Source organism: Metabacillus sp. KUDC1714, assembly GCF_014217835.1.
Lineage (GTDB): Bacteria > Bacillota > Bacilli > Bacillales > Bacillaceae > Metabacillus > Metabacillus rhizosphaerae.
In genome coordinates this window covers 1,036,626-1,060,153 of the sequence record NZ_CP055263.1, presented here as the reverse complement: position 1 = coordinate 1,060,153, position 23,528 = coordinate 1,036,626, and the positions used below count along the sequence as shown (strand labels likewise).

Below are 23,528 nucleotides of genomic sequence, written 5' to 3'. Positions count from 1 at the left end.
TTAGTTTTAGTCATTTGTAATATAAAATATATTTTTCGAAAAATAAATTTGAAATTCAAAAAAAATAAAGAAGGTTTTTATCAAGTTTTGTCTAAATTTATTACTAAATATCTGAAACAATGAAAGTGGTGGTATTATTTGAGTTTAGCATCTGAATCAGAGGTTTTAACAAAAGAAAAATTGATTCAATTCCTTGAAGAGGCTGAAGAAGCTTTTCTGACATTATGGGAAGAAAGTATCATCATACATGAAGAAGATATTTATAAGGAAAATGTCACGCAAAATGGTTACCAAATGTATATGTTAATTAAACGTTCCATTACACAATCTGTATTGGACGAAGAAGTAAAAGAGCTTGCTTATAAGGTGGCAAAGGAGCGTGCTTTAAGTAACAGCAATATTGGGGAATTTGTCTATAATGTTAATTTAGGAAGAAGTGCAGTCATAAAATACGTTACTAAATCAGGTATAACTATTACGGATTTACAACCTATCATTGATAATATTAATGAACAGTTTGATCGCTTTTGCTACCATGCTGTAACAAGATACACAGAATTAAAAGATTTAGATTTAAAGGAAAAGGTGGTATTTATCAACCAATCTCACAAAGATCGATTATCCCTCCTTGGTCAAATGTCCTCGAGCTTTGTTCATGAGTTTAGAAATCCTCTAACAGCAGTAATAGGCTTTATTAAGCTTTTAAAGATGGAAAACCCCTCTCTTAAATACATGGAAACAATAGAGCATGAACTCGATCAGTTAAAATTTAGGATTACACAATTCCTACATGCGTCTAGACTTGAGATTGTTGATAAACATCAAGAAGAAATCAAGATGGAAGACTTATTTAATGAAATTCTTTCATTTTTATACCCGAGTATCGTTGATGGTGATGTGGACGTTAAAACAAACATAGACTCAACCTGTAAAATTATCGCAGTAAAAGATGAAGTGAAACAAGTTCTAGTTAATATAATTTTAAATTCAATAGATGCATTAAAGCATAGATCATCCAACCGTCAATTGGCAATTTCTTGTGAAAATAAACAAGAATCAATTGTATTTACAATCACTAATAATGGTCCTGAAATTCCTGTTGAAATGAAGGAGGCTATATTTGAACCCTTTTATACGACGAAAAGTTTAGGAACTGGTATAGGACTATACGTATGTAAAACACTAATTGAAAAGCATAAAGGCTTGATAAACTGTGAATCAAATCAAGAGTCTACGTCATTTATTATTAGGTTACCAATGGTGTGATTTAATATTAATAGGATATGACGAACATGCTTATAATAAGAACGACCACTACAAATGTGTGGTCGTTCTTTGTGTTCAGTGAGTGAATTTCCTAATCCTAATAAGTTTTTTGAAAATTAGTGTTTTTATGTATTTATCTTTTTCTTCATATCATGTATACTAATCAATGTAACAAATGTTCAGTTAGTAGTGAACGAAATTTCTTTCTAAAGGGGGTAACGTAGATGATAGGTGTAGTTCATTTTGGTTGGGCTTCAGCAGGTACAGCTCAGATCGTTCGTACCCTTATAGAAGGACTATCCAGACAAGAGAAAACGATATATGCAATCGAATGCAATCGAATGTCAAAAGATATAGAGCTCAGAGAATTAAAAACTGAGGGCATAACAGCAAATTTAGGATCAGATAGCTGTGTATTACGTAGTTTTCCTATTGATATTTGGAATGAACGATCCCAAGAAATAGCAAATAAGCTATCAAAATTGAATAAAATTATTTTTTTAGGTGGAAGTGAAGTTGAAATTAATCAATCTTCACCGAAGCAATTACACGTGCCAGTAAGTATTTTTAATAATGTAGATGGATCGCAATCAACCTTAGGGTATGATACTGCATTAAACTCTATAGTTAAAAATATTGAAAGTGTTAGAGATACTGCTAGTTCATTATCATATGGAAAAGTGAGAGTATTTAATGTGCAAATTCCTGGATTTGGCTCATCCAACTTATTGCTGAATTCAGCATTAGCAGTTGAAGCAGAAGTTGTGACAAATGCTAACGAGGAAGAAATTGCTTACATAAAACAGCATATTAGGAAGAAAGAAGCGAATAAAGAAGGGTATACTTTCTTATTGATGGACCACACAGTGGATCCGGTTAAATTAGAAGTACACTTTGAAGAATTTGATCTTGATTGGAAAATAGTTGAGATCGATGAATCCCAATGCGGAGGACCATATCCTACCGCATTAGACAGACTTATTGCTAATCAATTGAAAAAGGCAGTAGTTGATTGGAGTTTATCTGATCAGCCTTCAGGTCAATTAGTTATTCAAGACAATCAAGTAATGTATACACAAACAAATAAAATCTCGGAGGTTACAAAATAATGAGTGAATTAACACAAACAGAAAAGTTATCAATTGAAACAATTCGTACATTATCTATTGATGCAATTGAAAAAGCAAATTCAGGACATCCTGGAATGCCGATGGGTGCAGCACCAATGGCTTACACTCTTTGGACAAAATTTATGAATATCAGCCCATCAAATCCAAGCTGGTTTAATCGTGATCGTTTTGTTCTTTCTGCAGGTCATGGATCAATGCTTTTATACAGCTTACTCCATTTAACTGGTCATGACTTAACGATTGACGATTTAAAATCATTTAGACAATGGGGTAGTAAAACTCCAGGTCACCCAGAGTACGGTCACACTGCAGGTGTTGATGCAACAACTGGTCCATTAGGACAAGGAATTGCGATGGCAGTAGGTATGGCAATGGCTGAGCGTCACTTGGCAGAGACTTACAACAAGCCATCTTACAATGTTGTTGATCATTTCACATATGCAATCTGTGGTGATGGGGACTTAATGGAAGGTATTTCTTCAGAAGCAGCTTCATTAGCAGCTCATTTAAAATTAGGCCGTCTTGTTGTTCTTTATGATTCAAATGACATTTCATTAGATGGTGATTTACACAAATCATTCTCTGAAAATGTAGAGCAACGTTTTACTGCACAAGGATGGCAAGTCATCCGTGTTGAAGACGGAAATGATCTGAACGAAATTTCAAATGCGATTGAACAGTCGAAGCAAGATTTAGATCGTCCAACATTGATCGAAGTTAGAACAACAATTGGATACGGTTCTCCTAATAAATCTGGTAAATCTGCTTCACACGGTTCTCCACTTGGTGCAGATGAAATCAAATTAACGAAAGAAGCGTATAACTGGACATTTGAAGAAGATTTCCATGTTCCAAGTGAAGTATATGATCACTTTAATAAAACAGTTAAAGAAGCAGGAGCAGCGAAAGAAAACGAGTGGAATGAATTAGTAGCAGCATATGAAAAAGATTTTCCAGAGCTTGCGACACAATTCAAAACTGCAATTAGCGGTGAGCTTCCTGAAGGTTGGGATAAGGATATTCCAGTATATGAAGAAGGGTCAAGTCTAGCTTCACGTGCATCTTCTGGTGAAGTATTAAATGGAATTGCGAAAAACCTTCCATCATTCTTTGGTGGTTCAGCAGACTTAGCTGGTTCTAATAAAACAACAATTAGTGGTGCAGGAGATTTCTCAAGTGCGAATTACGGTGGACGCAACATTTGGTTCGGTGTGCGTGAATTTGCGATGGGTGCTGCTTTAAATGGTATGGCACTACATGGCGGACTACACGCATTTGGTGGTACATTCTTTGTATTCTCTGATTACTTACGCCCTGCAATACGTTTAGCAGCTTTAATGAATCTACCTGTAACATATGTCTTTACACATGATAGTATTGCTGTTGGTGAAGATGGACCAACACATGAGCCAATCGAACAGCTTGCATCATTGCGTGCAATGCCTAACCTATCTGTAGTTCGTCCAGCAGATGGTAACGAAACGGCTGCAGCTTGGAAAAGTGCAATTGAATCAACTTCAACTCCAACTGCACTAGTATTAACTCGTCAAAACTTAAAAACAATAAAAAATACAAAAGAAACTGCCTATGAAGGTGTTCAAAAAGGTGCGTATGTAATCTCTCCTGCAGGTAAAGAAACAGCAGATGTTCTTCTATTAGCATCAGGATCAGAGGTTGGTCTTGCTGTTGAAGCTCAAGCAGTATTAGCTACAGAGGGAATTGAAGCGGCTGTTGTAAGTATGCCAGCATGGAATCGTTTTGAAGCTCAGTCTGATGAATACAAACGTTCTGTTCTTCCTAAAGAAGTGAAGAAACGTTTAGCAATCGAAATGGCTTCACCACTTGGTTGGGACCGTTACACAGGTGACGAAGGCGATATTTTAGCGATTAATACCTTTGGTGCGTCTGCTCCAGAAAGTAAAATTTTAGCTGAATACGGTTTTACTGTTGATAACGTTGTTGCTCGTGTGAAGAAACTTATTGAAGCATAATAGGAATATTAAGAGGCTGACGTATACGTAATTTTGTCAGCCTCTCTCTTTTATTGCGGCTCTTTTCTAAAAGATTGTTGTTTTTGAACAAAACTGATTAGGTTGATTGGTGCAGAAGGTGCGAGACTCCTGTGGGAGTAGCGGGACAGATGAGACCCCGCAGGCGCTTCACGCTGAGGAGGCTCATCGCCCGCCCCACGGAAAGCGAGCATCCTCTCGCTGCAATCAACCAACCCAATGCTATTTTAAAAGCAACAAAGTTTGGCGAGTCAGCCTTTATTTTAAAAGGGTCAATCAAATTATTATAATTTAGGTGCTGTGTAAATGGAAAAGGACAAGCTTAATAAAATAATTGAAGTCGCAAGGCTCTACTACCAATTAGATTATAGCCAGCAAGAGATTGCAAAAAAATTAGATGTGTCAAGACCAACTGTTTCAAGATTATTAAAGCAAGCAAAGGATTCTGGAATTGTCGAGATAAAAATTCATAATCCTGTTGAAGCTGGCGAGCTATTATCTGAAAGGTTAAAGGATAAGTTTTCCCTGAAGGAAGTTGTAGTTGCCTCAGTTTCAGAGTATGACAATACGTTAATTAAACGGCATTTAGGAGAGACAGCAGCAAGCTATTTAAATAAAATTGTTAAAGATCATGATGTCATTGCTACATCCTGGGGAACGACTGTTTATGAGCTAGCTACAAAGTTAAAGCCAAAGCCAATTAGTCATACAACAGTTGTCCAGTTAAATGGTGGGGTGAGTCATTCAGAAACAAAGACCTATGCTTCTGAAATTATTCATTTATTCGGTGAAGCATTTCATACACAAACCTTTTTGTTACCGTTACCAGCAATTGTTGACCATATTGTAGTAAAGCAAGCGATAGAAGCTGATCGACATATCCGAAAAATTCTTGACTTAGGTAAACAAGCAAACATTGCTATTTTTAGTGTTGGAACTCCTGTAGTTGATTCGGTTTTATTACAAGCAGAATATTTCTCAGAGGAAGATAAACACTTAATTCAATCAAAAGCTGCTGGTGAAATATGCTCAAGATTTTTTGATAAAAATGGGGAAATTTGTGTAGAGAATTTAAATAATCGCACGATTGGAATTGAGCTTCATGAACTAGCTAAAAAGGAGAAATCAATTCTTGTAGCGGGTGGACCGAAAAAACTTGAAGCCATATATGGTGCATTAAAAGGCAAGTATGCAAATGTATTAATAACTGACGAGCATACTGCAAGTTTATTAGTTGATATGGAATATTAGCCATAGAGGTTGAAAATGACCTTTATGGCTTTTTAGTAGAAAAAGGAACAGCACCGGCTTATAAATTATGTTAAGAATTGCAAAGTGATTATATTCAAACAATTTGTATTTCCCTGCTACATGGGTTAAGTTAAGATTAAAGAAAATTCAAGGGGGAGCGAATTAAATGAAATTAGTAGGTAAAAAGGTATTAAGCTTCGTTCATGAGGATTTTGAAGATTTAGAGCTATGGTATCCGATCCATCGCTTACGTGAAGAAGGGGCAATCGTTGATTTAGCAGGAGAAGATGCAGGATATACATATAAAGGGAAATATGGTGTACCAGCTAAATCTGATTATGCATTTCAAGATATTGACCCAAGCGTATATGATGCCTTGCTAGTTCCAGGAGGATGGGCTCCAGATAAGCTTCGCAGGTTTAAAGAGGTAATTGACATTGTGCAACATATGGAAGAGAAAAAGAAACCAATCGGACAGATTTGTCATGCAGGATGGGTTTTAATCTCTGCTAAAATATTGAATGGTAAAACCGTAACAAGCACACCTGGAATTCGTGATGATATGGAAAATGCAGGGGCTAAGTGGCTAGACGAAGCGGTTGTTGTCGACGGCCATCTGATTTCAAGTAGACGTCCACCAGATCTTCCCGATTATATGAAAGCCTTTATTGAAGTTTGTGAAGGAAAGTAATAAAGGTAGTTAACATAATTCTATAATACTGACCTCTAATGCATGGTATGTATTCATTCAAAGGAATACTCTTCTGTAAATTTAGAGGTCTATTTTTTTCGTTATCTTCCCATGAAAATACTGAACAGCTAATTATTATTTCGGTAATAAATACTTTTAAGAAGGAGAATGATTATGACTGTACAAATAACCTATAAAGTTAATGCGGAAATAAACGCTCTGGAATTATCATCGGTTTTCAGAGCATCTGGAATAAAACGGCCAGTAGATGATCTACCAAGACTCGGACGAATGATCGAGCACGCAGACATCCTCATTTCAGCATGGGATGGTAATCAGTTAGTTGGGATTGCCAGGGCGATTACGGATTTTAGCTATTGCTGCTATTTATCTGACTTAGCAGTTAATAAAAACTATCAGAAAAATGGGATTGGTAAAGAACTTATCTCCTTGGTAAAGGATGAATTAGGAGAAGAAGTAGCATTATTATTATTAGCTTCACAAGAAGCAATGAAATATTATCCGCGAATCGGCTTTAATGAAATCGACAATGGCTTTAAAATTGCAAGAAAAAGATAAAACATGGAATAAGATAGATGCAAAAGTAAAGATATGTTCAACTTTTATATATTGAGTACTCAGGTCTTAATATATAAATTGAGTCCCATTAAAAAGCCATTCTCTAAAAGTGTGAGAATGGCATTAAACTTTTGCATTAAACTTTTTACGGATAAAGGCGATACATAACAATAGTATTGGTACAATAATTTGTAATGGGATATGTAAATAGATCGTAATGAATTCTTTACCAACCTCTATAGCTTTAATAAAATCATTACCATATAAGAGTGATAAAGGAATAATAATTGTACCCATTGATAGTAATATTGAGCGGTTATCCTTTATGTTAAATAATTGAGAAATACCTACAGAAGCACCGTACGTCCACCCACCTACCTTAAAAAATACACCTGATACAATCAGTAAAATGATTAATGCATCAAATCGTTCAAGAAAATCGGCAATAGAAACTTGTTTTGTAGATGCAAGAAGTGGGAATAGCTGGTTGGCATAAACTTCTGGACCTAAAACTGAGATGTTCAAAATTGAATTTATGGTTAACAAAATACCCCCAATCAAAATTACCGCTATACCTACCAACTTGGTGTTCTTTTTTTTATTCAAAATAGGAAAAAACATTGTAATAATGATGGTTTCACCAAATGGGAAAGTGATCGTATAAGGGAAAACTTCTTTTAATACTGGTTTTACACCATTACCTAATACAGGAGTAAGGTTATTAAGGCTGAATTCTTCCACACTTAATAAAAGCAACCAAACGACTATGGTTGCCATCATATAAACTGGAAAGACTACTTCCCCCATACGTCCAAACGTCTCAACACCACCTCTTAGGCAATAAATCATCAACACCATAAAACTCCCTATAATGATAACAATTGGGGTTTCAACTAAGATCGATGAGACAATCAGCTCCCCAAAATCTCGGCAAGCAGTTGAGGCGAGAAAAGTAAAATAAAGGATATAAATTAAAATTACTGGGTATGCAAGATACTTACCAATAATTTTAGGGATCATCTGGATTATAGTATCATCAGGATAATAATCAGATAATTTAGTATAGACGAACATTAATATCAGACCGCATAACATGCCTGCTCCAATTGCTATCCAAGCATCCTGCTTTGCTCCTGATCCAATCCCAAATATCATTGTATTTCCTATTTCAAAACCAATGATCACATAAAAAAGTTGGAGTGCACTTATTTTTTCCTGCTTCATTTTTATCACCATAAAGGTTTTCGAATTATTCTAAATCTAAACATTGACTTTGATTCTGTTATTATATCCCAGTATTACAATGCATTATGCAACAGGTATCTGAGTTTCTGGATATTCGTAATATTTGATATAACAATTGGCGCTTACTCTTTTCCAATATACGTCTTAAGCCTTAGAAGGTTTTACACCTTAAGTCATTTAACTCTTCCACATTTTGTTATTAAAATAGTGACTGTAGTAACTAACTGAATATGACAAAATTTCCCTATGATTAGGGAGGAGTCAAAGAAAACAATTTTAAAGGAAAAGAAATTTGGAAGGAGTTAATATTAAATGTCTTGGTTTACGAAATGGTCATTTAGGAACAAAGCTGCTATTGCCATAATGTCTCTGCTTATCTTAGTAATGGGGGTTTTAAGTTATTTTCGATTACCGATGGAGTTTTTACCATCTGCTGATCAACCATTTATTTCAGTTGTTGCAATGGGAGAAGGATTAGATGCAAGCTTGATGGAGGATCAAGTAACGAATCCGATTGAAAATGCTGTAGATAGTGTTAATGGAAAGACCAATGTGTTTTCTACCACTGGGGATGGCTATTCATCCGTTGATATTCACTTTGAGTCAAATGTCGACAAAAAAGAAGCAAAGCGTGAAATTGAGGATGCATTAGCAAATGTACAATTACCAACAAATGTGATGAAACCAAATATTGTTCAATTGAACACGTCTATGATCCCTGTTTCCTACATTGCGTTAACGTTTGATGAAGGAATTAATCCTGAAACCATTCAATATGCAGAAGATGAAATTGTCCCATATTTTAAAGAAATCGATGGTGTTTCAGATATTCAAACGAATGGAACGATTCCTTCATATGTATCTGTTGAATTAGACGAAAAGAAGATGGCAGAAAAGCAAGTCACACTTGAAAATATCATGCCACTGCTCCAGGGTCAAAATATTGCAACTGCAGTTGGTGAAAAAAATATTGATAATAAGGCAGCAAATATAAAAGTTGTTGGTGATATAAATACGATTGAAAAACTTGAGGATACAGAAATTATTCCGAAAGTACCACTAAAGGATGTAGCAAGCATTACAGTTGATAAACAAGAAAATAATCTTACACGTGTCAATGGTAAGGATGGATTACTATTCGTCATCACAAAAGATAGTAATTCAAATGCGGTAACAATTAGTAAAGAAGCGGAAAAAGTATCAGAAGAAGTGAATGATAAGTACGATAATCTTGAAACAACCGTTGTATTAGCTTCAGCTGATTCGGTAGAGTCATCTGTTCACAGTATGATAAAAGAAGTCTTATTAGGTGCACTTTTTGCGACAATCGTGATTATGCTTTTCTTACGAAATCTACGTTCAACACTTATTACAATTGTGTCGATCCCGCTTTCATTAGGATTTACTTTATTCCTTCTTGCACAGTCTGGTGTAACGTTAAATATCTTAACACTTGGTGGGGTAGCTGTTGCTGTAGGTCGTCTTGTAGATGATAGTATCGTAGTCATTGAGAACATTTTTAGAAGAGCACAGAATGAAAAATTCACGATCAAAATGGTCATTGAAGCAACTAAAGAAGTTGGCTCAGCAATTACATCGTCCACTCTGACAACTGTTGCTGTATTTTTACCAATGGGATTATTAAGTGGAAGCTTACAGGATTTCCTACTTCCTTTCGCCTTGACGATTACGTATTCACTTTTAGCTTCTTTAATCGTAGCGATTACAGTCGTACCTGTTATGAGTGCTGCCTTACTTAAACACGCAAAAATTAAAGAGCACAAACCATCTCCAGGATTTGCAAAGTTTTTAACATGGTCATTAAATCATAAATGGGTTGTTTTAGTAACAGCTATCATTTTGTTCGCCGGATCAGTCGGAGGGTATTTGGTACTTCCAAAAGGTTCTGTAAACAAAACAAAAGCTGATTATGTATTTGTTTCGTTAAAATACCCTAATGAAACCCCAATTGAAAAAGTAAAAGAAGAGTCTTTGAAACTTGAGGAATATGTGTTAAAACAAGATGGCGTTGATAAATTATATTTGCAGCTTGGAAATTCAGAAGATGCTGCTAAATACGGTGCCGTAGGTAATCCAACTCAAACGCAAATTATGACGATTTTAGAAGAAGATGCTGATATGGGAGCCTTTATAGATAAAGTAAATACTCAAAAAGATGAGTATGATAGTGCTACATTAGAGGTTACTGAGGCTACACTAATGGGCGGTGGTTCTACATCAATCACGATTGATGTCATTGGTGATAATGAAGATGAACTTATTTCTGTATCAGAAAAAGTTCAAGCCGAGATTAATGATATTGAAGGGATTGAGAAGGTAAGCTCCAACCAAGATGAAACCAAAGCAGTCTATTCATTTGTCGTCGATCCAGGATTGGCAAAAGCAGATCAAGTTGCGCAACAAGCTGCGGTCATGCTAAATCAAACACCGTTGGGTACAATTGAAATGAATGGACTGCAAACGATGGTTATGCTTGAACCAGTCTTCAATCCTGACACTGAAAAAGAATTATCAAATGTTCCGATTATGACAGCTAGTGGTATGACTTCCATTTCGAAGGTAGCGGAGTTAAAGCAGACAGAAGAACCTACTAGTACATTCCACAAAGATGGTGAGCAATATGTAAGGGTTACAGCAACGGTAGATCCTGAAAAACTATCGACGATTTCAACTGAAATAAATAAACGGATCTTAGGAGATAAGACAGAAGAAGGATTAAACATTCCTGATAATATGGAAGTACTTGTTGGTGGGGCTAGTGTTGATCAAGCCAACGAATTTAATGATTTATTTATGACAATGCTTGCATCGATTGGAATTGTATTCCTAATTATGGTGATTACCTTTAAAACAATCCGTGCACCTATCGCGATCCTATGCTCTTTACCACTTGCAGCGATCGGGGCAATTTTAGGAATTATAATTAGCGGCATTTCTGTAGATATTACAGCACTACTAGGGGCTCTGATGTTAATCGGTATTGTTGTGACGAATGCAATTGTCCTACTTGACCGAGTGAAACAAAATGAACAATCAATGATTATTAGAGATGCAATTGTCGAGGCTGCTACAATTAGAATGCGTCCGATCATTATGACAGCTGTAGCAACAATCTCAGCAATGCTTCCATTATTGTTTAAAGAAGCTGAAGCGGGGAACTTGGTTTCTGCAAGTCTAGCTGTTGTTGTAATTGGAGGACTAAGTGTCGCGACTATTTTAACGTTAGTGGTCATCCCAGTTATTTATGAGCTACTACACTTTAAAAAAGCAAAACGCCAAAGAAAAAAAGCAGAAAACTCTGATGAAACGTTAGCAATTTAAGAGTATAAAGCAAAAAGAGGTTCAACTCAAAAAATGAGTTGGACCTCTTTTTTATGGGCTGAGTCTATTTTTCTTACTTTGAATAAACTTCTTCTTCAGTTAAATACCCATCTTTAATAACTGTACTGTTAATCGTTTCTTTTGTAACAGTTGTAGGTTCAAGCAAGATTGTTGGCACTTTAACTTTATTATTATCAATTGTAGTATCTGTTTTTATTTGTTTCCCAATTGCTATATCGTAAGCCATTTTAGCTGCTTTAGTTGCGATGACGTTTATTGGCTTATACACTGTCATTGTTTGTGTCCCAGCTATAATTCGCTTAATACCACTTAATTCGGCATCTTGACCTGAAACAGGTACCTTACCAGCTAATCCGACAGAAGTTAAAGCATTGATAACACCACCAGCATTCCCATCGTTAGCAGCAACTACAGCATGAATATCATTCTTCGTTTCCTTTAATGCCAGTACCATATTTTGTTCAGCGATGGTTGGCCTCCATTCATCCGTATATTTATCAACAACTAACTTAATATCTCCTTTATCAATTAAAGGCTGTAACACTGACATTGCACCTTTTCTAAATAACAGAGCATTGTTGTCTGTTTCAGCACCACCAATATATGCAAAGTTGCCTTTTGGTACCCTTTTAAGAATTTCAGTTGCTTGTAATGCTCCAACCTTTTCATTGTCAAAGGAAATGTAATAATCTAAATCACTATTTGTAATAAGTCGATCATACGAAATAACCGTAACATCGTTTTGATGTGCAAGCTCAACAATTTTTGCTGCAGCCTCGGCATTGTGTGGAACAACGACAAGAACATCTACACCTTCTTCAATCAATAGCTGTGCTTGTTTTAATTGAACCTCATCAATTCCGTTTGCAGCCAATGTTTTTACCTGTCCACCCAGGGATTGAACTTGATCTTCAAATAATTCCTTATCTTTATACCATCGTTCCTGTTCAAGAGTGTCTAATACAAAACCAATATAAGGAACGGATTCATCTGCTTTTAACTTTACTGATTGCTCGCTTGAAGCTTCCTCTGATGTTGAACAAGCAGTAGTAATTAGGACAAAAAAAGTAAACAAAAGTCCAAAGCTTGCATGTTTAAAAAATGTAGTCACTTTAATCCCTCCACCAATTAAATCGTTCATTATACTTTAAATTTACTAATCATTTCGTTCATACGCACAACCATATTGGATAACGTGTATGCACTAGTTGAAATGTTATCAATTGATTGAGTTTGCTGATAAACAGCAGCAGATATTTCTTCTGAACCTGCTGCTGACTCCTCTGAAATAGCAGCGATATGCTCGACAGACTGATTAATCTCATGACTAGTCTTCTCAAAATAATTAAAGGCTGAGGATATATTTTTTACCCGATTGGTCATATCGGTAATTTTATCTTTTATCTCAGAAAAATATTGACCGGTTAATTGAATCTGTTCTGTTCCTTCATTCACCTTTTGAAAACCACTATATAATTCATTAGACATTGAGGTAGTTTCTTCCTTAATGCTAGTAACAAGTGAGGTAATATTTTCGATTGAACTTGATACTTCATTTGCTAGTTTTTTAACTTCGGAGGCTACTACAGCAAATCCTTTACCACTTTCACCTGCTCTTGCAGCTTCTATAGATGCATTAAGGGAAAGAAGGTTTGTTTGTTCAGCGATTGATTTAATGACAGTAACAAGCTCGGTAATAGATTGAGTTTTCGTTTCAAGATTCTTAATCTTTTCAACAGAGCGTTCTACAATAGAATGAATGAGTTTCATTTGTTCTAGTGATTGTTTCATTTGTTGATCCCCGTTCACAGATACGAGTAGCACTTCATCGGAGAATTGAACTAATTTACTACCATCTTGGTTTACCTCAACTAATTTGTTACTAAATTCTTTAATATTTTCGGAGATATCAGATACCTCATTTGCTTGGTTATTCACTCCAGTTGCTAATTCTTCAATTGTATGTGCAACTTGAGAGCTGCCTTGCTTTAATTCTGATGAAGATTGCGCAAAAGTTGCAATTTCGGAATCAACATCTGAAGCAATATGAGAAACCTCTAAAATCATTTCACGTAAACGGGTACCCATGTGGTTTATCGATTGTGAAAGCTGACCAATTTCATCTGAGCTAACAACTTTTAAAGGTTTAAAATTAAGATTTCCGTTTGCGATTTCTTCGCTTGTAAGCACAACTCTATTCAATCCTGCTGATATCCGCTTACTGATAACAAAAAGTAGAATGACAGAGATTAACAATGAAATAACCCCTGATATTACTAATAAAAAGATCGTCTTCTCGATAGCAGTTTGTGATTTTGTTAGTGACGCTTTATTAGATTCTGTGGCAATCTCCTTAAGCTGATTACTCAATTCGGTCGTCTCTACCTTTATTGCATTGGCTTCATTTTGAAGCTTATTAAACTCAGCTGTATTAATTTGTTTCACTTTAGGGACTATCGTACTGAAAAAATACTCATCCAGTTTATGATTGTTTTCAATGATTTTATGGAAAATAGCTAATTGCTCTTCATTATCTAATTGCTGTTTTAATTTCTTTGCAGTAGAAACAAATTCTCTACTATCCTCTAGATATTCCAAAAGCTTTTTATCATCGGATAATAAAATATATTCAGGAATAAGATTGTATTTTTCATGGTAGAGTGAAACTAAATCTGCACTATAAAGAGCAATTTCATTTTTCACTAGTGTATTTTTCATCGATTGACTTGTTTGTTTCAATAAAGAAAATGTGATGATTATAGATAGTAGAAAAGTAATGGCAACAACTAAAAAAACATAAAAGTACTTACCACCAATTTTGGTATTTTTCCATCTCAGGTGTTTCAAAAATATCCCTCCAGTATGACTAAGTTGATTTGGTGTTAAATTCTCTTATTGTATCGACAAATTTCTACAAATATTTAGTTTTCGAGCTAATAGAATTATTAAAAGTTTATTAGTTATTAAAGTCCTGAATAAAAAACAGGATAATATTACTAGGTTTAGTCGAAAAACAAATATTTTTATGCTGAAAAACGGTCGAATTATAGTATAATTGAAAACGGATACATACGTGGGAGAATACTAGAAGTAAATAACGTTTCTTACTAGCCTAATATAGTGAGGAAGTAGATTCATATTTATTTTATTTTAACTTGACGGAATATTAGGAAAATATATTCAAAGGGGTTAGCGATATTGAAGAAAAAAGCTAATAATAACAAGGATTCCACTCATAATATACAAAAAGAGAAAAGAACGAGAACAAAATTTTTTCCTAATCTAAAGGGGATGACACTTAAATCTAAAATAATCTTTTTCTTACTTTTATTTACGATCATTCCAAGTGTTATCATCGGAAATGTTGTTTATATTGTTTCTTCGAATACAATTGAAAACAAAGTATCTGATATGAATGAAGATATAGGTGTTCAAGTCACGAAAAATGTAAATCATGCACTAAAAGAATTTGAAAATATTACATTAGTTCCCTTCTCAAATATGGACTTAATAGAACAATTGGATAATGATGAAGGATTGACGGAGTATGAACTTTTTAATAGGCAAAGAGAAATAACGGAGTATTTTTCAAGTATTACCTTTACTAACAAAAATGCAAAGGCCATACTCTTTGTTAATGACGAAAAAACAGTTTATGGTAAAACAAATGCTGCAGAAGAATTTGACATCGAAAACTATCTTAATTCCGACATCCCTGAAAAAGTAGAGGAATTATCTGGTTCGGTATTTTGGGCTTCTGGTCTAGAAAATAATTATAAAAATATTTACTTGATTAGAGAGTATGATAACATTGGGACCCTTATCCTTATGGCTGATGTACAGCTATTTCAAGAGGTCTTTGAAAATGATGAGAAGAATTCTGGGAGAGATATCTCCATTATTAATGAAAACGGCATTATCATTTCTAGTAATAAAAAGGAATTAGTAGGTAGTAAATATGAAAATCATAAAAATAGTGAAGAATATTTAGTATCCACAATTGAAAGTGAAAATGGCTGGCAGGTTTCTGTTTCAACCTCAAAATCATATTTATTAAAAGACATACATGATGTTATTTATCTTGTTTATATCATAAGCTTGGCATTTGTTCTTTTATCCGTTTTTGTTAGTATCTTTATTGCGAAAAGTATGATCAGACCAATTAATAAAGTTGTCACGATCATGAAAGAGGCTGAAAAAGGTGATTTAACACATAGAGCTGATTACTTATATAAAAATGAAGCAGGCCAGCTGGGACAAAGTTTTAATAACATGATTGACAATATCACGTTGATGATCGAAGAAAATAAAAAGGTTTCGACATATGCTGTTAATCGTGCAAATGATCTCAAGAGGATTGCAGAAGAATCCGCTTCCTCATCTGAACAAATTGCTAGCGCAATTGAAGAAGTTGCAAAGGGCGCAGTTAGTCAGGTTGACTATTCTGAAAGAACGAACCGAGAAATGAAGGAGCTTTCTAGTGAAATCGTTGAAGTAGCCAACAATATGGAAAAAGTATCAACGATCACAGAAACGACGAAAAAGCTTAGTAGCCAATCGATTGAAACGATAAAAGACTTAACGGATAAAAATAATGAGATGGGTGCAAATATCGGACAAGTGGATATGACGATGAATGCCTTAAATAAGGAAATTACTCAAATAAAAGACATCGTGGAAATGATTAAGAGTGTTAGTGAGGAAACGAATTTATTATCTCTTAATGCAAGTATTGAGGCTGCTAGAGCTGGTGAGGCTGGTCTTGGATTTGCTGTTGTTGCTAAGGAAATTCGTAAGCTGGCTGATCAAACAAAGAGCTCTTCCATGAGAATTGAACAAGTCATTGCAAGTATTTTAAATCAAACAAAACGATCAGTTGAATTAGTTAAAACAACGATAACGTTATTTAACGAACAAACAAATTCGATTCATCATACCCAAAAGTCATTCGAAAATATCCTAGAGGGAACAGATTCAATTATAAGCGAAATTAATTATGTAGAGGCGTCGATTGGAAAGATTAACACAAATAAAGAAAAGGTTGAAATAGCAATCAATGAAATGGTTGAGGTTGCAGAAGTATCCTCATCAACAACAGAAGAGGTAACTGCCACAACAGAAGAACAGGCAGCAGCTGCTGAAGAATTAGGGGATTTAGCTGCTTCACTATCAAGCACGATTTATGAACTAGAAGAAATCATTCATAAGTTTAAAGTGAAGGGAAATTAGTCGTTTTTGTCTAGATTGTATGATACGGGATATATGTAGAAATGAAATGGGATAGACACACTGCAACGATACATATGGTTGTACTGTGTCTATTCTCTTTTTCTGTTGGGAAATTGTCAAAGATTATCGTTTTCGGAAGTGGAGATGCATGTATAATAAATAGTATAAATCGGATAATATTGGAGTTGATAGGATGTTTAACACATCTGTTGGGATATTGCGTTTTTTTGGTATATTAGAGGGTATTTCTTATTTAGTCCTTCTGTTAATTGCAATGCCATTAAAGTATTTTCTTGATCTTCCAATTGCAGTTACAATTGTTGGGGGTTTGCATGGTTTCTTATTTGTTTTATATGTCATCATGATAGCTTTTGTTAAGTTTAAAAAGCGGTGGTCTTATTTATGGGGGATTTGGGCCGTTTTCTTAGCATTCATACCGTTAGGAACATTTTATTTAGATAAACAATTGAAAACAAAGGAATAATAGGTTTAACCAATGAGCTGACGTAAAGTGGGAATTGAGAAGGGCTGACAATTATAGATGTCAGCCTTTTTTAAGTGCGCCCAGCATGGGTGCAGTCTATAGGGTGAAAGTCCCGAACTGTGAAGGCAGAAGTAGCAGTAGCTTAACGCAAGGGTGTCTGTGGTGACGCAGAATCTGAAGGAAGCGAGCGGCAAACCTCCGGTCTGAGGAACACGAACTTCATATAAGGCTAGATACCATTGGATGAGTTTGCTTAACAAAACAAAGTCCTTTCTGCCGAAGGTGGTATATAGTAAATGAAGCAGATAGATGGAGTGAAAGACTGTACTCTTACCTGGGGAGGTCTGACTGATAAGCCAAGCACTCTTGGTAACCTATCTAGTGATAGATAGCTGAACAGTCAGAAGTCAGCAGAGGTCATAGTACCTTTCAAACTCGAGAATGAAAGGGAAGGACTGAACAAGTTAGGAAGGATGAGAACTAGGCGTTCATAAGTAGTGTAGAAGCAGACAATCTCTTACGAGACTTACTTGAAGGAAGAAGTGGTGAATACACAGGGGACTTCAAAAGGGTGGAGCTACTAATGGCACAAATAGAACATCTCATTCACGTAGAGAGGATATATCTTAATGTTAATGGAACGAATTCTATCACGAGAAAACTTACTGAACGCTCTTAAACGAGTGGAACGTAACGGAGGCAGTCACGGTGTAGACAAGATGTCGACCCAATACCTGCGTTCGTATATTGTCGAGCACTGGGACGAATTGAGAAAGTCTCTCCAACAGGGAACCTATGAACCTCAACCCGTTCGTCGTGTCGAAATCCCGAAACCAAACGGCGGAGTTAGATTACTAGGAATCCCTACCGTGATAGACCGTTTCATTCAACAAGCGATTACTCAAACATTAACCCCAATTTATGACCCAACATTTTCTGAAAACAGTTATGGGTTTCGTCCACAAAGGCGAGGGCATGACGCTGTACGGAAAGCGAAAAGATACATCGAAGATGGTTATAGGTGGGTAGTCGACATAGACTTAGAGAAATTCTTCGATAAAGTGAACCATGACAAACTCATGGGGCTACTGTCAAAGCGTATTGACGATAAAGTTCTACTAAATCTTGTTCGAAAATATCTCAATGTCGGGATTATGATGGGTGGCGTGGTCTCACAAAATACAGAGGGAACTCCACAAGGAGGTCCGCTAAGTCCACTACTTTCAAATATCATTCTAGATTTGTTAGATAAAGAATTAGAGAATAGAGGGCATAAATTCGTGAGGTATGCGGATGATTGTAATATTTACGTGAAATCTAAGAAAGCTGGCTTACGAACAATGGCGGGTGTAACGTCTTTCATTGAAAAGAAGCTTAGTTTAAAGGTAAATCGTGAGAAATCAGCCGTAGATCGACCATGGAACCGAAAATTCTTAGGCTTTAGTTTTACTAACAGAAAAGAGCCGAAAATACGTATATCCAAACAAAGTATCAAGAGATTTAAACAGAAGGTTAGGGAAATAACGTCAAGAAAATCACCGATACCAATGGATGTAAGAATAAAGAAATTAAATCAGTATTTAGTGGGTTGGTGTGGGTATTACGCATTGGCAGATACTCCAAGTATCTTTAAAGGTTTGGAAAGTTGGATTCGAAGAAGACTGAGATTGTGTTACTGGAAACAGTGGAAACTTCCTAAAACAAGGATAAGGAAACTTATAGGACTAGGAATTGATAAACACAAAGCATATGAATGGGGAAATAGCAGAAAGGGCTACTGGCGAATAACCAGTAGTCCAATCCTTCACCGTGCCCTCAATAACTCTTTCTGGAGAAAAGAGGGTCTCAAAAGTCTATCTGAACGATACGAAACTTTACGTCACACTTAATTTGAACCGCCGTATACCGAACGGTACGTACGGTGGTGTGAGAGGTCGGGGGTTAGTCACCCCCTCCTACTCGATTCGTTATGAATGCACTTCACCTTGTCTAATATGTTTTGAGAAGTTTCTTCAATACCGTATTACTTGGTAAATAGCAACAAAGTTTGCGAAAAAAGCCTTATACTAACTAAAATATGGCTAGAATCTTTTTTTGTTTTTATATTAAGTAATATAAATAAGTAACCACTTGGAATAGTCCCAGGGGGTATATTAAAATAAAGGAAATAAGAGTTTAAGGGGATGGTTCAATGAGTACAGAGAATGATTGTCACGAAAGCTGTAGTAATAATGAACATAGAAACAGTCATCATTCAGACAAAGTGAAAAAAAATCTTGTTACCCGTTTAAATCGGATTGAAGGTCAAATTCGCGGGATAAAAGCTATGATTGAAAAGGATACGTATTGTGATGATGTCATTACTCAAATCTCAGCAACACAATCTGCCTTCAATGGTGTTGGTAAGCTGTTGCTTGAAGGACATTTACGGACATGTGTTGTTGAGAGAATCCAAGAGGGGGATGAGGAAATCATCGATGAGTTATTAGTAACGGTACAAAGATTAATGAAAAAATAGGAGGCAACCACATATGGAGATTCTGCCCAATTAAAAGGGAAAAGAACCTGTCCTATTTTTGAGCAGGTTCTTCGCTTTATTACGCTTGTTTTTCATTGAGCGCCTCTTTTGCTTTAATAAATTCCTCTTCTACCTCTACAGAATACGTCTTTTCTTTTAAATGATCTTTTTCATACAAGTAATCCTGAGCACTTGCTTGAGCCTCTAAGTGTAGTACTTTATCTTCCATTCTAGCAAAGCCATTCAAGATATTTTCAGATTGAGAAGAGTATAGTGTGCTTTTAATCTTATAAGTTGTTTGTGCGGTATTTGCTCTTGATATGAGTAATGCTTTACGATTTTGTAATTCAGCGTAAGTATCCTTTAATTTTACAACTTGTGCTTTTAATTGTTTTGTTTGATTTTTAATAGACGCTAGTTGTTGCTCAAGGGCTTGTAGCTTTTTCTCATGCTCAATTCGATCATGGATTGCTAGCTTAGCCATATCGTCATTATATTTTTCTAGTGCTAATTGTTGTTGTCTTTTACGATTTTCAATTGCTGTTTTAACTTGTTCAATTAACCCTTCATGTTTTTGTTCAAAATAAATTTGATTTGCTAATGCAGATTGTGCCTTTTCAAGTTCTGTTTCAAGCTCTCTAATATACTGCTTTACCATACTTATTGGATCCTCAAACTTGTCCAATTTGTGGTTCATATCAGCAACTGCTATTGTTTTTACACGTTTAAAAATTCCCATTATTTATCATTCTCCTTATTTGTTTTACGTTCCCAATTATCTAGAATATCGTGAGTAGTTGTATGATATGAAGGGGATGTAACCATAATTGGTTCATCTATAAAATCTGTACCCGCCTTTTTTTGTTTAAAAGCGAGATAAAATGCTAGTAATAACACTGGAATAGCAATAATTAGTGGTAAGATTGAAAACAACCCAACAGTTAGCAAGAAAATACCTACCCATTTCTTCACTGATTCACCATCAGCTTTTTTCCAAATCCACCAGCCTAAAGCAATTAATCCTATAGAAACAAGAAACGGTAAAAGTGAAAAGTCAAACATGTTTATGTTGTTTCTAAATCCTGCACTTCCATGATGAAAGACACTACCTCGTCCATATTCCATATGTTGATGGACAGTAGCTAAATGACCTATAACATTTAATATGATCGTTAGGACAATTAGTCCAAGTATGGCAATCCCAATCCAAAGTAAAGGACTTTTTCTAGTTCTCTTCATTTCTCCACCTCCTTTCAAATTGTACTTAACTTGCTATAGGTATAATTTAATAGAGTTTGGTGAAAAGACGGTGAAAAATAGAAGAGCGAGTAAAAAAAGTAGTAGAAAGCGAGAAAAGTAGATTTTTGTCGAATGGTCGATAAATTAGAAAAATCGAAGATAAATTTAAATAATCGAAGATAAATTGGACATTTTCGTAGATAAATAGAGAATCCTTGTACTTCCTAAAAAAAAGAGTGCAATCTATGTACATAATTTGTTATGTGTAAATAAAAAAGCCTGTAGAATTTTCTCTACAAGCTATCCTTATATGGAATTTTCACTAGAAACGTACTACCTTCACCAACGCTACTTTCTACATTTATTCGACCACCGTGTATGTCTACAATCCATTTTGCAATGGATAAACCTAGTCCATGCCCACCAAGGTGTCTTGTTCTAGCTTTATCTACACGGTAAAATCGATCAAATATATGGGCTAGATCTTTAGCAGCGATCCCAATTCCTGTATCCTTCACAGAGATAAAGATCAAATTTGATTCTTTCCATAAGGACAATGATATTGAACTAGAATCGTGAGAGTATTTTATAGCATTATCAAGTAGAATATAAAGTAGCTGGGTCAAACGTTCTATATTTCCATTGATCTGAATAGATGCGGGACTCTTTAGCTCAAGCTGGATATTTTTTGTATGTGCATGAGCTTCAAAAGAATCGATTGCTCTTTGCGAAATAGGAACCAAGTCAAATACTTCAAATGAAATCTTTTGATCATCTGAATCAGATCTTGCTAAAGTCAGTAAATCCCCAACAAGACCTGTCATTCGTTTCACTTCTTCCTTCAAATTACCGACCATCTTTGTCGAAACCTCATTTTGGTGCTGGTCCTCCATTTCAAGTATATCTAAAGAAGACAACATGACACTTAATGGTGTCCTTAATTCATGGGACGCATCAGCTACAAACACCTGTTGTCGCTTAAAAGCTTGCTCGATTGGAATCATTGCCCGTTTGGACATTACTCTACTTAAATAAAAAGCAACACCTGAAAAAATAAGAGTTGAAATCAACAAGATCCTAAAAAGTCCATTTAAAAGGTTAGTTAAATCAGTGATATTTTGACCGATATAGAGATAGCCAACAAGTTGGTTTCGGTCATAGATTGGCTTTGCGATCATAAGCAGCTCCAGCTGTTGATTTTTAGGTCCATAGGTTGAAAATCGGTTTTTCTCCTCATTTTGCATGAGTTCTTTACGATTAATGAAGATCTCCTCATTCTGTAATTCTTCCCGTTGTGGCTTCCACTCTGAAATGATCGTAATAAATTCAGTCTCGAGAAGGGGAAGCTGCTCATTTTGTAAAACTAATTCACCTCGAGTGTTCATTACATAATAAAATAATTGATCACTATCAGTGGTCACGAATTGAGGATTAGCCTTCCGATCGTTAGGTCCATTGTCGTAGTCCATAGACAAAAATGTTTCAACTAAATTTGCCTCATGCTGTACTGTATCTCGTAATTCATTTTTCTCAGCAGTTGTAAACCAAATATAAACAATTGAATAAAGAATAATGATAAATAATAATAGAAACAAAATGATGAGTAAGCTGTACTTTACTGTTAACATTTGCTGGGTTTTCGAGAATAGGTCATGTCGTTTACGTATCAAGCTTATATCCAACCCCTCTGATACTTTGTAACCAATCGCCTTTTTGAAACTTGGTTAGCTTTTTACGAAGTAATTTCACCGTAGCATCAATTGTTTTATACGAAACATCGGTTTCATTTCCCCATATCCGATCAAAAATAATGTCTCTTGTTAACACTTGTCCTTTATTTTGTACCAATAAATCTAGTAGCTGGTATTCTCGTGGGGTTAATTGTATCACCTGTTGTTCCATTTGTAGGGATTGGCTTGTTCGATTGATTGAAAGGCCTTCAATCGTAAGTATTTCTTCACGAATTGGTGAAAAATTACGTCGTGCTAGTGCTCGAAGTCTTGCTAATAACTCATCAATCTCGAAAGGTTTCACAAGATAATCATCTGCACCAGCATCTAGGCCAACAACACGATCCTGAAGAGCATCCTTAGCTGTTAACATTAAAATTGCTCCACCATAGCTATCGTTTCTTAGCCGCTTACAAATTTCAACTCCATCACCATTAGGCATCATCCAATCCATAATAATGACATCATAATGAGAAGCACTAGCATAATCATAAGCATCCTCACCAGTTTGAACCCATTCAACCTGATAATTTGCCTTTTTCTCTAGCATATATGTAATAAGCTCGCCAAGCTTAACGTCGTCTTCAGCTAACAAAACATTCATCGCTTCTAACTCCTTTCAATAAAAACAGTTTAACCTATCCTATCATTAAAAAATGAAAAATTAGAGAAAAAAGTTGCGTGAAGATCACATGCATTATGAAATGGGTGGAAAACCTAAAAAAATTAATCCTTTCCATTTGCTATTTCTGAATCATTGTCCACTCATGACATGATCAAAAAACAGGTGGTAG

At 35.4% G+C, this 23,528-nt stretch carries 18 protein-coding genes; 11 read left to right on the top strand and 7 right to left on the bottom strand.

Translation table 11 applies throughout. The annotated features are described in order from the left end of the window. Positions 1-138 precede the first annotated feature (138 nt). The 6 genes from HUW50_RS05170 (at position 139) to HUW50_RS05145 (ending at position 6,926) form a co-directional block, all read left to right on the top strand. Positions 139-1,266, top strand: coding sequence for a histidine kinase N-terminal domain-containing protein (locus HUW50_RS05170; protein WP_066329789.1), 1,128 nt, complete (start codon positions 139-141; stop codon positions 1,264-1,266). A gap of 224 nt (positions 1,267-1,490) precedes the next feature. Then, positions 1,491-2,375, top strand: coding sequence for a 6-phosphofructokinase (locus HUW50_RS05165; RefSeq protein ID WP_066329790.1), 885 nt, complete (start codon positions 1,491-1,493; stop codon positions 2,373-2,375). Next, positions 2,375-4,387, top strand: coding sequence for a transketolase (tkt, locus tag HUW50_RS05160; protein WP_066329791.1), 2,013 nt, complete (start codon positions 2,375-2,377; stop codon positions 4,385-4,387). The genes HUW50_RS05165 and tkt overlap by 1 nt, the downstream gene beginning before the upstream one ends. 324 nt (positions 4,388-4,711) lie before the next feature. After that, positions 4,712-5,656: a DNA-binding transcriptional repressor DeoR gene (locus HUW50_RS05155; RefSeq protein WP_066329797.1), complete on the top strand. Its 945-nt coding sequence runs from the start codon at positions 4,712-4,714 to the stop codon at positions 5,654-5,656. Between the two features lie 166 nt (positions 5,657-5,822). Beyond that, positions 5,823-6,347 carry a type 1 glutamine amidotransferase domain-containing protein gene (locus HUW50_RS05150; protein WP_066329798.1) on the top strand — a complete coding sequence of 175 codons (525 nt, stop codon included), beginning with the start codon at positions 5,823-5,825 and terminating at the stop codon, positions 6,345-6,347. A gap of 174 nt (positions 6,348-6,521) precedes the next feature. Next, positions 6,522-6,926 (top strand): GNAT family N-acetyltransferase, encoded by a 405-nt coding sequence (locus HUW50_RS05145; protein WP_157094340.1) that lies wholly within the window; start codon positions 6,522-6,524, stop codon positions 6,924-6,926. A 123-nt stretch (positions 6,927-7,049) separates the two neighbouring features. On the opposite strand, the gene HUW50_RS05140 is transcribed toward HUW50_RS05145, so the two are convergent. Further along, positions 7,050-8,150 (bottom strand): GerAB/ArcD/ProY family transporter, encoded by a 1,101-nt coding sequence (locus tag HUW50_RS05140; protein ID WP_066329805.1) that lies wholly within the window; start codon positions 8,148-8,150, stop codon positions 7,050-7,052. Between the two features lie 333 nt (positions 8,151-8,483). Here HUW50_RS05140 and HUW50_RS05135 point away from each other — a divergent pair, with 333 nt between their 5' ends. Then, positions 8,484-11,513 carry an efflux RND transporter permease subunit gene (locus HUW50_RS05135; protein WP_066329807.1) on the top strand — a complete coding sequence of 1,010 codons (3,030 nt, stop codon included), beginning with the start codon at positions 8,484-8,486 and terminating at the stop codon, positions 11,511-11,513. A 73-nt stretch (positions 11,514-11,586) separates the two neighbouring features. On the opposite strand, the gene HUW50_RS05130 is transcribed toward HUW50_RS05135, so the two are convergent. Together HUW50_RS05130 and HUW50_RS05125 are read right to left on the bottom strand one after the other, a co-directional pair. Further along, a complete protein-coding gene (locus HUW50_RS05130) occupies positions 11,587-12,675 on the bottom strand; it encodes a sugar ABC transporter substrate-binding protein (RefSeq protein WP_083964537.1) in 1,089 nt (362 codons plus the stop codon). Further along, positions 12,675-14,381, bottom strand: coding sequence for a methyl-accepting chemotaxis protein (locus HUW50_RS05125; protein ID WP_185653745.1), 1,707 nt, complete (start codon positions 14,379-14,381; stop codon positions 12,675-12,677). The genes HUW50_RS05130 and HUW50_RS05125 overlap by 1 nt, the downstream gene beginning before the upstream one ends. Before the next feature lie 351 nt (positions 14,382-14,732). On the opposite strand from HUW50_RS05125, the gene HUW50_RS05120 reads away from it, so the two are divergent. The 4 genes from HUW50_RS05120 (at position 14,733) to HUW50_RS05105 (ending at position 19,765) form a co-directional block, all read left to right on the top strand. Further along, positions 14,733-16,763: a methyl-accepting chemotaxis protein gene (locus HUW50_RS05120; protein ID WP_185653744.1), complete on the top strand. Its 2,031-nt coding sequence runs from the start codon at positions 14,733-14,735 to the stop codon at positions 16,761-16,763. A 193-nt stretch (positions 16,764-16,956) separates the two neighbouring features. Beyond that, the gene (locus HUW50_RS05115) at positions 16,957-17,247 is read left to right on the top strand and encodes a DUF3817 domain-containing protein (RefSeq protein WP_066329812.1); all 291 of its coding nucleotides are present in this window, start codon (positions 16,957-16,959) and stop codon (positions 17,245-17,247) included. 629 nt (positions 17,248-17,876) lie between these two features. Then, entirely contained in the window at positions 17,877-19,136 is a 1,260-nt protein-coding gene (gene ltrA / locus HUW50_RS05110; RefSeq protein ID WP_185653069.1) for a group II intron reverse transcriptase/maturase, read from the top strand. A gap of 302 nt (positions 19,137-19,438) precedes the next feature. Next, positions 19,439-19,765 (top strand): metal-sensitive transcriptional regulator, encoded by a 327-nt coding sequence (locus HUW50_RS05105; RefSeq protein ID WP_066329813.1) that lies wholly within the window; start codon positions 19,439-19,441, stop codon positions 19,763-19,765. 79 nt (positions 19,766-19,844) lie between these two features. On the opposite strand, the gene HUW50_RS05100 is transcribed toward HUW50_RS05105, so the two are convergent. From HUW50_RS05100 to HUW50_RS05085, 4 genes are all read right to left on the bottom strand, one after another. Further along, a complete protein-coding gene (locus tag HUW50_RS05100) occupies positions 19,845-20,504 on the bottom strand; it encodes a PspA/IM30 family protein (protein ID WP_066329818.1) in 660 nt (219 codons plus the stop codon). Next, positions 20,504-21,004, bottom strand: coding sequence for a COX15/CtaA family protein (locus HUW50_RS05095; protein ID WP_066329822.1), 501 nt, complete (start codon positions 21,002-21,004; stop codon positions 20,504-20,506). The genes HUW50_RS05100 and HUW50_RS05095 overlap by 1 nt, the downstream gene beginning before the upstream one ends. A gap of 293 nt (positions 21,005-21,297) precedes the next feature. Further along, positions 21,298-22,674, bottom strand: coding sequence for a sensor histidine kinase (locus HUW50_RS05090; protein ID WP_083964538.1), 1,377 nt, complete (start codon positions 22,672-22,674; stop codon positions 21,298-21,300). Beyond that, positions 22,664-23,338, bottom strand: a complete 675-nt coding sequence (locus HUW50_RS05085) for a response regulator transcription factor (RefSeq protein ID WP_066329827.1) — start codon at positions 23,336-23,338, stop codon at positions 22,664-22,666. The genes HUW50_RS05090 and HUW50_RS05085 overlap by 11 nt, the downstream gene beginning before the upstream one ends. Positions 23,339-23,528 lie beyond the last annotated feature (190 nt).